Raw genomic sequence first — 16,172 nt, forward strand, 5'->3', positions numbered from 1 at the left:
CCCCGTCGATTGGTAAAAGTTGAAACTTAGATCGCCTTCAGCGTGCCTTTTGGCAGCGTGGCAGCGATCGCGCCTTTCTGAAACTTCATCTCGATAGTGTCGGAAACTTCCAGCACTACGAAGTCGTCGGTCACTTTGGTGATCTTGCCGGCGATACCGCCAGTAGTCACAACTTCGTCACCTTTCTGCAGGCTGCCCAGCAGGTTCTTTTGCTCTTTGGCGCGCTTGGCCTGTGGACGCCAGATCATCAGGTAGAAGATGACCAGGAAACCGACCAGGAAAATCCACTCAAAGCCAGTGCCGGCGGGGCCAGCAGCAGGTGCAGCAGCATCAGCCATTGCAGTCGAGATAAAAAAGCTCATGTAACACTCCGGATAATTGCAAAAGTGGGTCTAAACGTCTTTAGAACTTATTCTAAAGGCGGCACGGGTAACCCGCGTTTGGCATAGAAGGAATCGACAAAGGCGGCCAATGTACCCTGTTGAATAGCCTCGCGCAAACCAGCCATAAGCCGTTGGTAATGACGCAAATTATGGATGGTATTGAGCATGCTCCCCAGCATTTCGCCGCACTTGTCCAGATGATGCAGATAAGCACGGGAGAAGTTCTGGCAGGTATAGCAATCACAGGTCGGATCCAGCGGCGAATCATCATGGCGATGGAACGCGTTGCGGATCTTCAGCACGCCAGTGTCAATGAACAGGTGCCCATTGCGGGCATTACGGGTTGGCATCACGCAATCGAACATGTCCACACCGCGGCGCACACCCTCAACCAGATCTTCCGGCTTGCCAACACCCATAAGGTAACGAGGTTTGTCTGCTGGCATCTGGCCTGGCAGGTAATCCAGCACCTTGATCATCTCGTGCTTGGGCTCACCCACCGACAGGCCGCCAATGGCCAGGCCGTCGAAGCCGATCTTGTCCAGACCTTCCAGGGAACGCATGCGCAGGTCCTGGTGCATGCCGCCCTGGACGATGCCGAACAGCGCCGCCGTATTGTCGCCATGGGCGTTCTTCGAGCGCTGGGCCCAGCGCAGCGACAGCTCCATGGACACCCGTGCGACGTCTTCGTCGGCCGGGTACGGGGTGCATTCGTCGAAGATCATCACGATGTCCGAGCCCAGGTCGCGCTGGACCTGCATCGACTCTTCCGGGCCCATGAAGACTTTAGCGCCGTCGACCGGCGAGGCGAAGGTCACGCCCTCCTCCTTGATCTTGCGCATGGCGCCCAGGCTGAACACCTGGAAACCGCCGGAGTCGGTGAGGATCGGGCCTTTCCACTGCATGAAATCATGCAGGTCGCCGTGCTTCTTGATCACTTCGGTGCCCGGGCGCAGCCACAGGTGGAAGGTGTTGCCCAGGATAATCTCGGCGCCAGTGGCGACGATGTCCCGCGGCAGCATGCCCTTGACCGTGCCGTAGGTGCCCACCGGCATGAAGGCCGGGGTTTCCACAGTGCCGCGGGGGAAGGTCAGACGACCGCGACGAGCCTTGCCATCGGTGGCGAGCAGCTCGAAAGACATACGACAGGTGCGACTCATGCTTGATCCTCAGGGCCGCGTGGCGCGGGATTGCGGGTGATGAACATCGCATCACCGTAGCTGAAAAAGCGGTATCCATGCTCGACGGCAGCCTTGTAGGCGGCCATGGCTTCGGGATAACCGGCGAACGCCGAAACCAGCATCAACAGCGTGGATTCGGGCAAATGGAAGTTGGTGACCAGGGCATCGACCACATGGAACGGCCGGCCCGGGTAGATAAAGATGTCGGTGTCGCCGCTGAACGGCTTGAGCACGCCATCGCGCGCCGCGCTTTCCAGGGAACGCACGCTGGTGGTCCCCACCGCCACCACCCGACCGCCGCGCGCGCGGCAGGCGGCTACCGCGTCCACCACGTCCTGGCTGACCTCCAGCCATTCGTTGTGCATATGGTGATCTTCGATGCGCTCCACCCGCACCGGCTGGAAAGTCCCGGCGCCGACATGCAGGGTCACGAACGCGGTCTCGACGCCCTTGGCGGCAATCGCCTCCAGCAGCGGCTGGTCGAAGTGCAGCCCCGCGGTCGGCGCGGCCACCGCGCCCAGGCGCTCGGAATACACGGTCTGATAACGCTCGCGGTCCGAGTCTTCGTCCGGGCGGTCTATATAAGGAGGCAACGGCATATGGCCGACGCGCTCCAGCAGCGGCAACACTTCCTCGGCAAACCCCAGCTCGAACAGGGTGTCGTGACGGGCCAGCATCTCGGCCTCGCCACCGCCGTCGATCAGGATCTTCGAACCCGGTTTCGGCGATTTGCTGGAGCGCACATGGGCCAGCACACGGTGGCTGTCGAGCACCCGCTCCACGAGGATTTCCAGCTTGCCGCCGGAGGCCTTCTGGCCAAACAGGCGCGCCGGAATCACCCGGGTATTGTTGAACACCATCAAGTCGCCCGGGCGCAAATGCTCAAGCAAATCAGTGAATTGACGGTGGGCCAGGGCGCCGGTGAGCCCATCCAGGGTCAACAGGCGGCTCGCGCGACGCTCGGCCAGGGGGTGGCGGGCGATCAGCGAATCAGGGAGCTCGAAGGTAAAGTCAGCAACACGCATGATGGGGTTCGTCTAGCAGGGCCGGAAAGTTTAGCGGAAATAGCCAAAATTGACCATGAAACCTGATTGACCAACGGTAGGCACGTCTCTATACTTCGCCGCCATTGAGCCCTGATGGCGGAATTGGTAGACGCGGCGGATTCAAAATCCGTTTTCGAGAGAAGTGGGAGTTCGAGTCTCCCTCGGGGCACCACATAGCAGTATCTGAGAGTCTCTACCAGCCTCTCAGACCCAGAGAAACCGGCCACTTGGCCGGTTTTTTTGTGCCTGTCTGTTTATCCCTGTCTCCCCTTATCCGTTGTATCCCTGTATCCCTGCTTGTATCCTGAGAAAAATACCGAACTTTGGGATACAAGGATGAAGCGCGCAGACATCAAGCGCCGCCCTCTCGCTGACACGACACTTGCGGGACTGGAACCGGAATCAAAGGAATACCGTGAGCTCGACGGAAACGGCCTCTACTTCAGGGTCAAACCTGATGGCGGCAAATCCTGGCAGCTCCGTTACAAACGCCCTGCGGGCAATTGGGCCTGGATGGGGCTAGGGGGTTACCCCGAGGTGAGCGGTGCACTGGCCCGGGAAAAAGCTGTCGACCTGCGCAAGACCATAAGCAGCGGAGCTGATCCCCTTGAGCAAAAGCGATCTGCCAAGGCCGCCATAGATGCAGCCAAGACACGAACCTTCAGAGCAGCTGCTGATGCCTGGCTAAAGGCAAAAGAAGAAAAGGGACTAGCTCCCTCAACGCTCAACAAGATCCGCACCTACCTCGACAAGGACATTCTCCCAGCACTGGGGGACAAACCGCTCGACGAAATCACCCGTACCGATTGCGCCGAACTCCAAGCATCCATCGAAGCCCGAGATGCACATAACGTAGCGGAAAAGTGCCGCACCTGGATCAACCAGATATTTGGGCGGGCTATCGGCTTAGGGCTCACTGAAAACGACCCGGGAAGCCGACTTCGGGATATAGCTGCTCAAGCTCCAAAAACTCAACAGCACCCTCACCTGCTCGAGCCCGAGCTAGGTGAATTCCTCACCGCACTTAAAAACACCCCCAGCAGGCTGACAGCACGAACAGCTGCATGGCTTTGCATCTGGACAGCCTCACGACCGGGCATGGTTCGCTTGGCCGAATGGAAAGAGTTCGACCTCGATAAGGCCACTTGGACGACACCAGCCGCAAAGATGAAGATGCGCCGGGACTTCGTGTGCCCTCTTCCCCATCAAGCTATTGCCGCCTTAAAAGAACTTCAATGCCTGACTGGCCGCAGTCGCTGGCTGTTTCCCGGCGTGGGCGCCAAGAACCCAACGATCAGTGAAAACACGATCAACAAAGTCTTCGCTACCATCGGGTACAAGGGGCGTCTTGTGGGCCACGGTACCCGACACACTGCAAGCACATTGCTTCGAGAGCATGGCTGGCCTAAAGAACACGTTGAAGCCCAACTGGCCCACAAGGAGGAAGGAATCTCAGGGGTTTACAACAAGGCTCAATATCTCGAACAACGCATAACTATGATGCAGTGGTACGCCGATCGCCTGGACGCCCTGGAGCGGGGAAATGTTGTTCAGGGCCAATTCGAAAAGGCGATCTGAGCATGAAATCGCTAACTACTAAAAAAATGTGTGTTCCGCGTGTTCCATGTGTTCCAAAACTGCTGAAAGCCTTTAAATTCGCGGCTTTCGAACCCGGAACACAACTGGCGCTCAGCTGGAACACATGGTCGATGGCACACAAAAAGTGTTCCAGAATTGACCACACCGCTCCTCACTGGCGGTCTCTCGGCTCTGCCGGGCGCAAGCGCTCGCATTTTTTCGGTCACGGAAACGGGGCGAGGGGTGAATGTTGAATAAAGAATTTTACTTGAGCGATCCACTTAACATTGAAGGCTGGGAGATTGTCGAGACGTTTGAACGATTCACTCTGTACGACGAATTTGCAGATCGTATTGATGATGCTCTCGAACTCATACGACAGGGCCAGGAGCATTGGGCAAATCATCAGAAAGATGGGGAGTGGTCCGTTGAGTCCGTTCGAGTACTGGCCAATGTAAGGCGGCTCTCCTACAACATACGCCAACAATTTGAACGCTCCGGGGACGAATTGCCTCGATGCATCCACTGGGCAGTAGGGGAATCGTCGAACTTGGCTATCACTGATAGCCAGTACATTGCCGCGCTGGCGATTGATCGCGCTTGCCGTGTCATTGAGACACTAGAGAGATGGTTGAGTGGCTTCGACAAGGATCTATGTGCGGGAGACTTTGAGAATCTAGCGGCTCTGATTGCAGATGCGTCAGACGATTTTATGGAGCTTGTGGAAGAGGTACGTCACGAGCAACCTCATCTGGAAATCGAAGCACGTGAGGCGGCCGCTGACTTGATGGGTACAGCCCGGTATTACATGACCTTGGCGAACGTCTACGCCTCTCCGCTTTTGAGCAGCGCAGATAAGATCCGGATTAGTGCAACTGCGCGCAAAGCGGGCAGCAGCTCGGCAGCCATACGCCGTGAAGCCACGATAGATCGCAATGAGAGCATTTGCTCCCACGCCAAGCGCCTGCTCAGTGATGGTCGATCAGAAAGAGAGATCGTTGGCATTATTGCAGGCACCGATTCTGCACTTAAGTCACCGAGCGGTACCACCAAGCTTTCCACAAAACAAATCCGCAATATTTTAGTCGCAAACCGTGTGCTTTCTTAAATGCAGCGCAGCGCTTCCAGATTCAAATCGACATTACCTGTCATCTGCATTCAACTTGGTGCTGGTTACAGGCGATTTGACTAGCTAAACAGCGAGCGCCCCCGAAGGCATAGCTACCAATCACAAGAGGCGAGTCCTTTTCGGACAGGCTCGCCAACCATAGCCCCACGTTGCGCTTGTCTAGATCTCGTCGTTTCTTCTCAAAAACCGTCATTTTTAGGCCGTAATGTATGGGCTTAAGAATCACACACGCACAGGGGACTGCCCTCCTGACATAAACTACTGCTAAATTATCCACAAATGCTGCACGCTTACCTTGGCATCTAAAGAAAGGAATCCACTTTGAACAAAAAAATCTCTGAAAGATTTGAAAGCTTGATGAACGAAGTAGATGCAATAGAAACAGCTAAAGTCAAAGTTGCCAGCGATTTTGGTGATGGATGGCGAATCGACCACGACGCCCTTCTATCTTGGCGTGTAAAAGCAAAAAACATAATAATTCAAGTTTGCGGTGAAACTTCACAGCATTTCATCGAATTTACTCATTCAGAAAAGTTAAACGGTTTAGGTGATGGTTATTACAATGCATTGAAACGTACCCGAGCTGTTTTGGGGGCCGCAAAAGATGACTTTGAGGGCGGCCATTTGACGTCTATTAAATCCTTAGTCCAGGCTGAGGTTTTCGACAATGAATTGGAGCAAGCGGAAGAGCTCTTGACAAGCGGCTATCACGTTGCAGCAGCCGTCATCGCGGGGGTCGTCCTTGAAACCGGACTTAGAGAATTATGCGATAGAAGTGCTGTTGAGCATGGCAAGCTCGACAAGATGAACGCTGACCTAGCCAAGGCTGGTACCTATAATAAACTTCAGCAGAAAAGGATTACCGCGCTCGCCGACATTAGAAATAATGCGGCACACGGGAAACCCTCTGAATTTTCTGCGGACGATGTACGCTCTATGATTAAAGAAGTAGAGCAATTTTTAGCACAGTATCTAGGATGATACTCGTCCAACCGTCAAATAGACCGAACTACCGGCATCGCTTACTATCAATGTACTAAAGCAACCTCATCAACCATAGTACGAGGGATTGTATGGAACTTACTTTCTACGACAGCAACGGCCAACCATACTGCTACTGTCAAGACGGTGAACATCTTTACACATTTGGCGGCCAGCCTATTGCATATATCCATGAGGCGTCTATTTACTCCTTCCCCGGAAGGCATTTAGGTTGGTTCGTTAATGGCTGGATTTATGACCCCAATGGACGTGCCCTGCTATTCACTGAACATGCCAATGGTGGTCCTGGTAAACCCGGGCGCGCTGGTCGACCAGGAAAAGCAGGTCGAGGTGGTCGTCCAGGAAAGGGCGGGCGCGCAGGACGTCCTGGCCGCCCCGGCTTGAGCGCGAGTTGGTCTAACCTCACAGCAGCAGCATTTTTTAACCAACCCTAACACCGTAATGTTATTGAAAAGGGAAGTGAACCACCGTTCATTTCCTTTCCCTAATTTAGCGTTGGCCCTGTAACTCTCCACGACTACAGGAAACGCTTAATGACTGTCGCAACACTTCAATCCATCCTCCCGCTTTCTCCTTCCGCTACTGATCTGCTCACTCCCGATCAAGTGGCCGCCGCACTGGGCCTGTCGCATCGCACACTCGCCGCCTGGCGCAGTTCGCGCCGCAATCCGCTGCCGTATGTAAAAGTCGGAAGCCGCGTGCGCTATCGGCTTAAGGATGTGTCGGCGTGGCTCGAAAGCCGCACGCATAGCACTGCAGCAAGCGCGAGGAGCGAGTAATGAAAACCTCTCGCCTCCACTCCTCTGCAAACGACTCCACGCCAATCGATCCATCGCTGACGCTCATCCGCATTGGCGAGGTCATGACCATCGTCGGTCTGGCGCGCCCCACGATCTACAAGCTGATGAATGAGCCTGTAAGTGGTTTTCCTAAAACCGTAAAACTCACCAACAGCAACGCTCGCGGCGCCCCGGTCGCCTGGGTTTTGTCGGAAGTTCAAGCTTGGGCACGCGGTCGCATTGAAGCCCGTGATGAGGTGGCCGCATGAAGCGTAACTACTGCCCATTCAAAGGCCCCTTCCACGACTCCTACAGCATCGGCTTTCAGCTTTACGCTCAAGGCGGCATCAATTGGCGTCACCGCACCATCGCCGGTGTGAGCTGGAACGGTGAGGAGAAAGAGGCGTTCTTTTTCAATCCTGACGGCCTCGTTTTGCCAATCACGCCCAACCCTTGGGAACTGCCGGAGATCATCCACAAGCACGCCATTCGCCGCGAGTTTTCCAGCATCCACGGCCATGGTCATTTCGCGATGAAAGAGGGTCGTCGTGCTGGGCTGAGTCAATTCGCGCTGAACAACTGGGTCACCTACTGGCTGATCGATCAAAAGGATGGCTACTCGAACGATCCCCAAGTTTGGAGCCAGTTTGTTGAGAAGGACATTGAGCAAGAAAAGGTCATCAATGAACGGCTCTACACAGACCTGCGAATCACGTCCGACCTCAGCCAATACATGGAAGAGTGCCTGGTCGAGCGACGGAATGCGCTCGCCGAGCAGCACCGTCGCCGCTGCGCCGAGGACAGCAAGATCCTCGCGTGGCTCAAGGGTGAAACCCCGTCTCCTTTGTTCGCCAACTTGCAGGAGGCAGCGTGAGCCATTCGATTGCCAATCAAGCCTTGATGCATCCCTTTTCAGTGCTACGCAGGATCGGCTTTTCGTCCGCCACCATGCAGCGCCTCGAGCGCTATCGCAGCCAGCAGGACAAACAGGGGCGTGTGGTCAGCGTACTTAGTTGGGCCGATGGCACCTGGTGCGCTCTCGCTCTTCATTGCGAAAAGGTCGGTGTGGTGATCGTCGACGAAGGCCAGCAAACAGAGGCCTATGAAGACGCCCGCTCCATGCTCAATGACGGCTTCCTACCCTTGCTTAATCTGCGCTGGGAAGCCCACGCCTGAAACGAAAACGCCCCCGGCGGCAACCGGGGGCGTTTGAGGTCAATCTGTATGCCCGGTCAATTTATGTCGCATCAAAAAAATGCGCAAGGCTTCGTGCCGGTTGCGCTCGTAAAAACTCGGAGTTATCCTGCCGCAGTCGCTGCAAATTCAGCGACCGGGTTTGGCGACCCGAGATACTTGGCGCACAGGCGCCCCATACGACAGCAGGCGCTTTTTTTGTGCCCGCCGTTTCGTGTTATGGCAGCTGTGCGTGGGAGACCTTCGGGTCTGCCGGGTTCCAAGTTCCCGGTTCGCCAACCTGCGCACAGCTGCCACCTTAAATCGTTTGGCGACGATCAGTGGCAGCTCCATCTTCAAACTTGGAGCTACACCTATGCCCGCCCTCATTCCGTCCAAAAATCGCGCCGCTGCACACCGTGCAATGGCTCTCGCCGCTCTACACGCCAACTCCAGTCTTGCCACACGTCTCGCCCGCTACAACGTACATATGGCCAAAGCTCGCGCTCTCGAAGCCGCAGGCGGTGCCCAATGAACAACCCCCTGAGCTTTGCCCTGCCCGAAGACATTCTCAGCGTCAGCCAGCGCGCCGGAGCCGGTGTACCGATTGACGCCATCGCCTGCGCAATTGAGCGCGCCGACTCGGTGCTGACGTTGCTCGAAGACCATTTTGAAGGTGAGTCACGCCTATCCAACCGTGTTATCGCTGCCGTCATTTGGGATGTTCGCGGCACTCTTGGCCTGATCAAAACCCTTGCTATGCACGGCGATAACACTTCTGTCCCTGCGGATCAGAAAGGCGGTGCGCTATGAGCGCATTGACCACGATTGGCCGCACGGATTTTTCACTCGCAAATGCCCGAGGCTTGAAGCTTTTTCGGGTGAACGCAGGCATACCGCTCGAAGACGCGCTGGAGATCGCTTCGCAACTCCAAGAGCACGTTAACCAGCTCAGCCGCGATGCTGCCATGAGTGATCAAGACGAGCGCTTTAGTTGGCCTGCCCTGTACTTGGGTGAAATGGCGAAAGCGCTACTCGATGACGTGTCTGCCACGCTGTTCCTACCGAGGGCCGACACATGAGCCAGCGCCAGAACAGTAAAGCGAAGCGTCCGAGCTTCGCCGACGTAAAAGCCGCCTCGCTGAAGGACATTGCACGTGTCCTCGCGCACTGGTTGCCCAACGGAAAGCGTGTGGACGGTGGCAAGGAATACACCGCGCCCAATCCGACTCGCACCGACAAGCGCGCCGGCTCGCTCAAGGTCAATTTGAACAAAGGCACCTGGGCTGACTTTGCTACTGGAGACAAGGGCGGCGACCTGATTGATTTAGTCCGCTACTTGGACGGCGGCACCGATGTCGAGGCGTGCGCGAAGCTGACCGAACTGCTGAGCGTAAGCGTCGGTGCGGCGCAATCGGCTCCCGCTCAAGGCAAAACCAAAGCGCCAATATGGACCGCCATACAGCCGATCCCGGCGGAAGCCATGAAGCGATGCCCGGTCCGCCATCGAGATCACGGCGCCCCCTCGAAAGTCTGGATCTACCGCGACGCTAGCGGTCAGCCGCTCATGGCTCTTTACCGCTTCGATCTCGGTCCAGATGAAGACGGCAAGCCCAAAAAGGTCTTCGCTCCACTGACTTGGTGCCAGCGCTCCAACAGCGAAACCACGCAATGGCGCTGGCAGGGATTGCCTGACCCGCGTCCGCTCCTGCGCCTGGAAGAACTGGCACTGCGCGATACCGCACCTGTCGTATTGTGTGAAGGCGAAAAAGCCGCCGACGCGGCAGGCGAGTTGATGCCGGACTATGTGGCGACGTGCTGGCCGAACGGGTCCAACTCTTGGCACAAGGCTGACCTGACACCGCTCAAGGGGCGTCCGGTTGTGCTTTGGCCGGACAACGACAGTAGCGGCAAGTCGTGCATGGAAGACGTCGCCAAAAAGCTGTACGAGATCGGCGCCGAATCGGTCCGGTTCGTTGAGCTCAATATATTCAAACGCAAGCCCACCTTGAAGGACGATCGAGCATCGTTTGCCAAAGGTGGCAAATGGGACGACGGGGACGATGCCGCCGACGCGCTGGGTAAAGGTTGGACGGCAGCACACGTCGCCGAATTGGAGCGCAGCGGTGAGTTTTTCGTCTCCCTCGCCGACGAGCAATCCGACGAAGCTGCGGAGCCCAAAACAGCAGCCAAACAACCGGCAAAATCGAAAACCGATTTACTGCCCGGTGGTTTTCGATTGGCCCCCGAAGGCGTGTTTTATACCGGCGATGATGGTGAGTCGCGTCCTGTGTGTTCCTCCTTGGAGATTCTCGCCCGTACTCGCGATGACAAGGGTCACAACTGGGGTTTGTTGGTCGAATTCGATGACCCGGACGGCGCTAAAAAGCGCTGGAACATTCCCGCTCGCAACATGACCGGCGACTTCGGCAAGGACGTCTTGGGGCCGCTGGTGGATATGGGGTTGCGCTTGCCTGGAACGCGTTCTGGCCGCAATGCGCGCAACGATCTTCAGAGTTACCTGCAAGGTTTCGACAGCAACGAGCGGGCGCGCTTGGTCACTCGCCTTGGATGGCATGGACCTGCATACCTGCTACCCGATCAGCAGATCGGCAATAGCCATGAGCATCTGTTCTTTTGCGACGCTGGGGCGCAGCTTCCTCCCATCAGTGAGGCCGGCACCCTGAAGCAATGGCAACAGCAAATCGGAGCGCTTTGCGTCGGCAATCACCGCTTAGCGTTTGTTGTCAGCGTGGCCTTTGCCGGGCCGCTGCTCCACTTGTTAGGGCATGAATCAGGTGGCTTCCATCTGTATGGCGACAGCTCCGGCGGCAAGACGACTCACCTACAAGTTGCCGCGTCGGTCTACGGCGGGCCGAGATTGGTCCGGTCGTGGCGCTCTACCGACAACGCATTGGAGTCAATTGCCGCCGCGCATTCCGACGGTGTTTTGGTGCTCGACGAAATCGGTATGTGTGATTCGCGCATCATCGGAGAGACGGTGTACATGCTCGGCAACGGCACGGGCAAAGCTCGCGCCAATGATCGAGGGCAAGCAGGCCGTCAAGTACAAGAGTGGCGTTTGCTGTTTCTCTCGACTGGCGAGAAGACACTGGCGCAACACATGGCTGATGCGAACAAAGAGCTAAAGGCGGGGATGGAGATCCGCATGTTGGCCGTACCTGCGGATGCGAGCAAAGGGCTGGGCATGTTCGACGTGCTGAACGGGTTCGAAGATGCCGCCGCGCTGTCGGACGCGCTCAAAGCACGCGTAGGCAAGTACTACGGTACGCCGCTTACCGCGTTCCTGTCAGCGCTGTGCAAGCCCGGTGAAATGCTCGGCTGGACAGCCATGCTGCGGCGCACGGTAGAGCGCTTTATCGCCAAGGCGCTTCCTGCTTCCGCCAGCGGTCAGGCGCATCGTGCCGCTGCTCGCTTCGGTCTTGCCGCTGCAGCTGGTGAACTGGCGACAGCACTTGGCGTAACAGGCTGGCCTGAAGGCACCGCAACCACAGCGGCGCTGATTTGCCTCAATGCTTGGCTCGAAGAGCGCGGCGGCGCTGGGAACATGGAAGGTGACGCCATTGTGAGTCGATTGCAGCAGGTCATCGAGCGATTCGGTGAAAGCCGCTTCACCCGCTGGGACGGTCTTGCTGCCAAAACCGACGATCACGCACCACGAACCACAGACCGACTCGGCTTCCGGCGCACGGTTGAGCACGGTATGGGCGATGGCGTTTACACGCTAATCACCTACTACTTCTTGCCTACTGCGTGGAGGGCTGAGGTGTTCAAAGGCATGAGCCTCACCCTGGTCAATCGGGAACTGATCGAGCGCGGGATTTTGGAAGCCAGCGCCGAGGGCCGTGCTGCGCAATCGGTGCGACTACCTGGACTCGCCAAAACGAGAGCCTATGTGGTGCATGCCAATGCACTCCTCTCCTCTGAAACCGAAGCAGCGTGATGCTTAGGAACATAGAGAGGAACAGCCGGCAGCTTTGGGCCTGGCCTGCCCACACCAACTCGAATGAACCCTCCAATTCTCCAATGGAAAACGATCAATGAGCGAATACAAGAAGCAACTCAAGCGGCACCAAACCGAAGTGGAACAACTCAAAAAGCAGCTCCCAGCTCTCGCCGCCGCGGCCAAGGAGTCCATAGCGCGGTTTGAAATGTCTCGCCTCAATCGAGCCCAATATCCACATGAGACGACTAGTGCTCACAACAACATGAAATCGAAGATCGAAGGACACATCGCCGAAATCAAGCGTTTACAAGTGCTGATTGAGTGGGAAGACGGTGTTCAATTCGCAACTGAAAATATCAAAAAGGCGCAAAAGGATAGCGGACAAGCTCAAGCTGAGCTTCGAAAGCTACAGGACAAGCGCGCCAAAGTATTAAGTAAACTGGAGAGGCTGGAAAACGACAAAAGAAACCAAATTGAAAAAGCTCAGTCTGCGGAGCAGCGCGCCGCAGCCGCGTATGCCAGCGCATTGAGCGATGGAGACGAGGCAGCAGAACAGCGCGCAGAGAAAGCACTCAAACTCGCCTCTGAGGAAGTGACGCAGGCAACCCGAGGCAAGCGCGGAGTTGCGACCGTTGTGAGCGCGTTGACGATTGAGGTTGAAAAGCTGGATGAAGCAATCGCCAAAACAAATCGACTTTTAGCTGATCTCCACAACGACCAACTACGAGCAGCTCGTTTCTTGCTGGCCGACCGCCTGGACAAAACCGCACAGGAACTTGTAAATGTCGCAGCACAGCTACACGCCACTCGGAAAGCGCTGGGGTGGAATAGTTCACTGCATGATCTATATGTGCCTCTACAGGCTCCCATAGGCCCTAAGTTCATCAGCGAACGTACAGTAAGTGACAAAGCATCAGGGATCGCTGTAGAGCAAATTCTAGCAGCGTAATTCATGCACCTGTCATCGTCATAGGCGGTGATCTACATCAAACCGGAACAACACTCGCGGAACACCAAACGTGTTCCATGCAGGCGGTGTTCCGGTTCTTCTTTTCTTGTGTTCCACCTCTGAAAGCCTTGTATTGCTTGGCCTCTAGGTGTTCTGGAACACATGGAACACATGGAACACCTATATTTATTCATCAGTGGATTAGCGCTCCCCTGGCCCCACTCGAGGGCTAAACCCTCAGCGGAAACTAACGCGGCAGATCGCTGCGAAGCTCCAAGGTCATACCCTGGCTCGCCGGAGCATGCTCCCCTCCTCTACCAGAGAATTTATGGGTCCTCCCGGAGGGGGGCCCCCTACACGGGTCACCGTACTCGCAGGTTTCCTCTAGCTGAGATTTCTGCAGGGATGTCCGTCTTTTTATCCACCTATTATGAGCTCCCGCTTCCCCTGCGTCGCTATGACTCCTTTGCTCAAGAATAACGACACCAGTTAATCAAAACACGATGTCGAATCGCATAGCCGGTATCTCTCCTCTCGTCGTAACTCGATAGCCTTTGAAGAATTTCAGAACGAAGCTAGCCTACTGATGAGCCTGCGCTTCATTGATCGGATAACCGAAGAGGCCCCTTCCACCATGGTAAAGCTTCCTATAGAGTGCAGCCCGGCGCAAAAGGCTAGTCCACGATGTATGGCGGAGGGATATATGAGCTCTGATATAAGCGCGGAGGCACTTCTCAAAGCTGCAGTTATTGACCGTTTAATAAATTCCGGAGTTTTGGATGAAAACTCTGTATTGGTTTCAGAACTAACGGTAGATAATTGGACGCATAGAACCGATATCGTTCTTGCAAATGGTCGCCTTTGGGGATTTGAACTGAAGTCTGAGAGAGACTCCCTTGCTAGGCTTCCCGCACAGATAGAGTCTTTTTCCCGGCATTTCGAAAAATTTGTTCTCGTAGTAGCAAAAAAATTCGAAAAACGAGCTTTAGAACTTATTGAAAATGTGAACGGTGTCGGCCTATGGATTGCGTCAGATAATGGCGAAATAACTGAAAAAATTCGTCCTCGGGCGCAATCAATATCTCCTGATGCTTCTATAAGCTTAATAACGGTTACTGAGTTGCGTCGCCTTTTGACCGCCAATGGCATAAAGCATCAGAAAGCAAACCGCAGAATTGAATTAGTCGAGCTCGCAAAAAAATTACCGACCAAGATACTGGCTGACGGCGCTCGTACTGCAATAAAAACACGCTTCAAGGAAGTTCACCTCCGTTTCTTACACCAGCGCGAGAAGACAGGATCTTATGACGCTATACCTGCACTGAGAAGGACAGTTGGTTCTAAGCTACCAACCGCCCTCACCATTGAAGCGCACGATTTAACAAAGTACCCGAAGATTCCGACAGAACATCCGGACCTTATAAATGCTCCTTCGGGACCTGTAATAGCAAGATCTCGCCGCTAAATATCGATATCAAAATCATCATCATCATTAACTTGAGATGCAATGTGTTGACGTTCTATATGCATGTTTACTCTCGCAGCAATCCAGTTTGCTGGTGCCGCGAAACCTGCAGGTACGCTGACGCTTGTTTCTTGAATTTTAGCGGCTCCCCATGAGAGCTGGGTAAATGCTGGATCCCAATCGGGAGACTGAATTATTGATCTCGCGCATTGCACGTATCCGCCAGCGCTCTCTCGATACCGACGATAAATCCATGAATCTTCCAGGCAGTAATCAATTCTTGGCACGTATCTACTTATACTAGGCTCAAACGGCTCTGAAAATATTGATGAATGGTCGCCGTAAATTGCTACACGATCTCCACCAATCTGTGCATGAAGCTCCCGCTCTTCGATTTCTAACACACCGCTTTCTTCACCATAGGCAGCGACAGAGCGAGGATATGAGGATCCGACGACAGCAACACGCGCCACAGGATCTATAGTCCTTAAAGCAGAGATTAGACGCCTAGCTTCAGACTCTCGTGGTGCAATTGCGCCTCTGATATAACCAAAATCCAATACGAACAGAATATTGTTTACGTCATCAACAGCAGAGATCGCCGCTTGTAAGGCAGGTAAATCGTGCGCACCATTTCTCGAACGAATAGCTACAACGCCATGCCGCCTTTCTATTTCAATTACTTGCCGAATAAACGATCGAACATTACCACCTTGCTCCAACACTGCTGTTGGAATGTAGTTCTCACTGCCGTTAAAAAGATCTCTCCATGCGGCATAACTTCCCGCAGAATCAAGATAATCTGAAAAATTCGCACAGTGCTGGTGGTTATTCGAATTGATATCTATAAAAGCACGAGGAACAATATTTTTTACCGCATCTAAAACTTGCTGAACACCGGATGTTGCCCCGAGCTTCCCAAGAGAAATTAGCGGAATTAAATCATCCTTCGTAGATTGTCTAAGTTCCCTATACCCGCGAAGTTCCGCCCTCCTTGATCTAAGGCATGGAAGATACTTGATGCTGTCAAGATCATTACTCGTTATCATTTTGATCATCCTGATTGCGGGGTCTTACTCGACGAGCAGGAGCCTCCGGCGTTAAGGCAGCTAGCTCATACATGGAGCGTATCGCCACGGAAATACTGTTGGATGTGGCACTCCATTCTCCTGCCTGGCGCCTTGACTCCTTTAGATCGATTTCCAGTTCACTGATGCGCTTACTTTGTTTGTGTGTGATTACCCACAGCCCAACCGCCAGGGTAAAGGAGGCTCCGGCTGCTATAGCTAAAAGAATTGTTTTATCCTGCCAAACAAGAGCCGCAACCCCAACCAATCCGAAAATGAACGCGGATATGGCCAATGTCGCACCGAGCCAAGAGGTGTTTGACGCACTTGCTGATTCCATTCACAAGTCCTCTGCCTTGCCCTGAAGCCATCCCGTCATCGAGCGGCTACAGCGCTACTTAATCACGCGGATTGGCCGCGAGCAACCACTGAAATTTCCTACGCGTCGGCACC

At 54.8% G+C, this 16,172-nt stretch carries 18 protein-coding genes and 1 tRNA gene; 14 read left to right on the top strand and 5 right to left on the bottom strand.

The window, feature by feature from the left end:
* Nucleotides 1-26 precede the first annotated feature (26 nt).
* The 3 genes from yajC to queA are packed head-to-tail and all read right to left on the bottom strand — an operon-like array spanning nt 27 to nt 2,589.
* Nucleotides 27-362, bottom strand: a complete 336-nt coding sequence (gene yajC / locus BM019_RS03675) for a preprotein translocase subunit YajC (protein WP_007929510.1) — start codon at nt 360-362, stop codon at nt 27-29.
* A gap of 47 nt (nt 363-409) precedes the next feature.
* Nucleotides 410-1,525 carry a tRNA guanosine(34) transglycosylase Tgt gene (tgt, locus tag BM019_RS03680; protein WP_162096445.1) on the bottom strand — a complete coding sequence of 372 codons (1,116 nt, stop codon included), beginning with the start codon at nt 1,523-1,525 and terminating at the stop codon, nt 410-412.
* Nucleotides 1,526-1,539: 14 nt separating this feature from the next.
* Nucleotides 1,540-2,589 carry a tRNA preQ1(34) S-adenosylmethionine ribosyltransferase-isomerase QueA gene (gene queA / locus BM019_RS03685; protein WP_007929508.1) on the bottom strand — a complete coding sequence of 350 codons (1,050 nt, stop codon included), beginning with the start codon at nt 2,587-2,589 and terminating at the stop codon, nt 1,540-1,542.
* Nucleotides 2,590-2,697: 108 nt separating this feature from the next.
* Between queA and BM019_RS03690 the strand changes: the two genes are divergently transcribed.
* From BM019_RS03690 to BM019_RS30400, 14 genes are all read left to right on the top strand, one after another.
* Nucleotides 2,698-2,782, top strand: a tRNA-Leu gene (locus tag BM019_RS03690).
* A 164-nt stretch (nt 2,783-2,946) separates the two neighbouring features.
* Complete coding sequence (locus BM019_RS03695; RefSeq protein ID WP_092417627.1) at nt 2,947-4,188, top strand: tyrosine-type recombinase/integrase; 1,242 nt, start codon at nt 2,947-2,949, stop codon at nt 4,186-4,188.
* A 247-nt stretch (nt 4,189-4,435) separates the two neighbouring features.
* A complete protein-coding gene (locus BM019_RS03700; protein WP_092417628.1) occupies nt 4,436-5,296 on the top strand; it encodes a hypothetical protein in 861 nt (286 codons plus the stop codon).
* Between the two features lie 342 nt (nt 5,297-5,638).
* Nucleotides 5,639-6,298: a DUF4145 domain-containing protein gene (locus BM019_RS03705; RefSeq protein WP_092417629.1), complete on the top strand. Its 660-nt coding sequence runs from the start codon at nt 5,639-5,641 to the stop codon at nt 6,296-6,298.
* Nucleotides 6,299-6,562: 264 nt separating this feature from the next.
* The gene (locus tag BM019_RS30725) at nt 6,563-6,703 is read left to right on the top strand and encodes a hypothetical protein (RefSeq protein WP_175510560.1); all 141 of its coding nucleotides are present in this window, start codon (nt 6,563-6,565) and stop codon (nt 6,701-6,703) included.
* 149 nt (nt 6,704-6,852) lie between these two features.
* Nucleotides 6,853-7,098 carry a helix-turn-helix domain-containing protein gene (locus tag BM019_RS03710; RefSeq protein WP_092417630.1) on the top strand — a complete coding sequence of 82 codons (246 nt, stop codon included), beginning with the start codon at nt 6,853-6,855 and terminating at the stop codon, nt 7,096-7,098.
* The gene (locus tag BM019_RS03715; protein WP_092417631.1) at nt 7,098-7,367 is read left to right on the top strand and encodes a helix-turn-helix transcriptional regulator; all 270 of its coding nucleotides are present in this window, start codon (nt 7,098-7,100) and stop codon (nt 7,365-7,367) included. Before BM019_RS03710 ends, BM019_RS03715 begins: the two co-directional genes overlap by 1 nt.
* A complete protein-coding gene (locus BM019_RS03720) occupies nt 7,364-7,972 on the top strand; it encodes a hypothetical protein (protein WP_092417632.1) in 609 nt (202 codons plus the stop codon). Before BM019_RS03715 ends, BM019_RS03720 begins: the two co-directional genes overlap by 4 nt.
* Entirely contained in the window at nt 7,969-8,274 is a 306-nt protein-coding gene (locus BM019_RS03725) for a hypothetical protein (protein ID WP_009050656.1), read from the top strand. The genes BM019_RS03720 and BM019_RS03725 overlap by 4 nt, the downstream gene beginning before the upstream one ends.
* A gap of 528 nt (nt 8,275-8,802) precedes the next feature.
* On the top strand, nt 8,803-9,084 hold the full coding sequence (locus tag BM019_RS03730) for a hypothetical protein (RefSeq protein WP_092417633.1): 282 nt from the start codon (nt 8,803-8,805) through the stop codon (nt 9,082-9,084).
* A complete protein-coding gene (locus BM019_RS03735) occupies nt 9,081-9,353 on the top strand; it encodes a DUF3077 domain-containing protein (RefSeq protein ID WP_092417634.1) in 273 nt (90 codons plus the stop codon). The genes BM019_RS03730 and BM019_RS03735 overlap by 4 nt, the downstream gene beginning before the upstream one ends.
* Nucleotides 9,350-12,235: a DUF927 domain-containing protein gene (locus tag BM019_RS03740; RefSeq protein ID WP_092417635.1), complete on the top strand. Its 2,886-nt coding sequence runs from the start codon at nt 9,350-9,352 to the stop codon at nt 12,233-12,235. The genes BM019_RS03735 and BM019_RS03740 overlap by 4 nt, the downstream gene beginning before the upstream one ends.
* 97 nt (nt 12,236-12,332) lie before the next feature.
* Nucleotides 12,333-13,187: a coiled-coil domain-containing protein gene (locus tag BM019_RS03745; RefSeq protein ID WP_092417636.1), complete on the top strand. Its 855-nt coding sequence runs from the start codon at nt 12,333-12,335 to the stop codon at nt 13,185-13,187.
* Nucleotides 13,188-13,890: 703 nt separating this feature from the next.
* Nucleotides 13,891-14,652: a sce7726 family protein gene (locus BM019_RS30400; RefSeq protein ID WP_175510562.1), complete on the top strand. Its 762-nt coding sequence runs from the start codon at nt 13,891-13,893 to the stop codon at nt 14,650-14,652.
* On the opposite strand, the gene BM019_RS03750 is transcribed toward BM019_RS30400, so the two are convergent.
* Nucleotides 14,649-15,701 carry a beta family protein gene (locus tag BM019_RS03750; protein WP_175510564.1) on the bottom strand — a complete coding sequence of 351 codons (1,053 nt, stop codon included), beginning with the start codon at nt 15,699-15,701 and terminating at the stop codon, nt 14,649-14,651. The two genes, BM019_RS30400 and BM019_RS03750, sit on opposite strands and share 4 nt — an antisense overlap.
* Nucleotides 15,688-16,059 (bottom strand): hypothetical protein, encoded by a 372-nt coding sequence (locus BM019_RS30405; protein ID WP_139217356.1) that lies wholly within the window; start codon nt 16,057-16,059, stop codon nt 15,688-15,690. The genes BM019_RS03750 and BM019_RS30405 overlap by 14 nt, the downstream gene beginning before the upstream one ends.
* Between the last annotated feature and the right edge of the window lie 113 nt (nt 16,060-16,172).

Origin of the sequence: Pseudomonas sp. NFPP07 (assembly GCF_900115645.1) — a bacterium.
GTDB lineage: Bacteria > Pseudomonadota > Gammaproteobacteria > Pseudomonadales > Pseudomonadaceae > Aquipseudomonas > Aquipseudomonas chlororaphis.

Excerpts from the sequence above, each read along its gene's own strand:
- yajC (WP_007929510.1), bottom strand. The coding sequence starts at position 362 with ATGAGCTTTTTTATCTCGACTGCAATGGCTGATGCTGCTGCACCTGCT.
- tgt (WP_162096445.1), bottom strand. The coding sequence starts at position 1,525 with ATGTCTTTCGAGCTGCTCGCCACCGATGGCAAGGCTCGTCGCGGTCGT.
- BM019_RS03695 (WP_092417627.1), top strand. The coding sequence starts at position 2,947 with ATGAAGCGCGCAGACATCAAGCGCCGCCCTCTCGCTGACACGACACTT.
- BM019_RS03740 (WP_092417635.1), top strand. The coding sequence starts at position 9,350 with ATGAGCCAGCGCCAGAACAGTAAAGCGAAGCGTCCGAGCTTCGCCGAC.
- BM019_RS03745 (WP_092417636.1), top strand. The coding sequence starts at position 12,333 with ATGAGCGAATACAAGAAGCAACTCAAGCGGCACCAAACCGAAGTGGAA.
- BM019_RS30405 (WP_139217356.1), bottom strand. The coding sequence starts at position 16,059 with ATGGAATCAGCAAGTGCGTCAAACACCTCTTGGCTCGGTGCGACATTG.
- BM019_RS03750 (WP_175510564.1), bottom strand. The coding sequence starts at position 15,701 with ATGATAACGAGTAATGATCTTGACAGCATCAAGTATCTTCCATGCCTT.
- BM019_RS03735 (WP_092417634.1), top strand. The coding sequence starts at position 9,081 with ATGAGCGCATTGACCACGATTGGCCGCACGGATTTTTCACTCGCAAAT.
- queA (WP_007929508.1), bottom strand. The coding sequence starts at position 2,589 with ATGCGTGTTGCTGACTTTACCTTCGAGCTCCCTGATTCGCTGATCGCC.
- BM019_RS03700 (WP_092417628.1), top strand. The coding sequence starts at position 4,436 with ATGTTGAATAAAGAATTTTACTTGAGCGATCCACTTAACATTGAAGGC.
- BM019_RS30400 (WP_175510562.1), top strand. The coding sequence starts at position 13,891 with ATGAGCTCTGATATAAGCGCGGAGGCACTTCTCAAAGCTGCAGTTATT.
- BM019_RS03720 (WP_092417632.1), top strand. The coding sequence starts at position 7,364 with ATGAAGCGTAACTACTGCCCATTCAAAGGCCCCTTCCACGACTCCTAC.
- BM019_RS03710 (WP_092417630.1), top strand. The coding sequence starts at position 6,853 with ATGACTGTCGCAACACTTCAATCCATCCTCCCGCTTTCTCCTTCCGCT.
- BM019_RS03715 (WP_092417631.1), top strand. The coding sequence starts at position 7,098 with ATGAAAACCTCTCGCCTCCACTCCTCTGCAAACGACTCCACGCCAATC.
- BM019_RS03730 (WP_092417633.1), top strand. The coding sequence starts at position 8,803 with ATGAACAACCCCCTGAGCTTTGCCCTGCCCGAAGACATTCTCAGCGTC.
- BM019_RS30725 (WP_175510560.1), top strand. The coding sequence starts at position 6,563 with ATGGACGTGCCCTGCTATTCACTGAACATGCCAATGGTGGTCCTGGTA.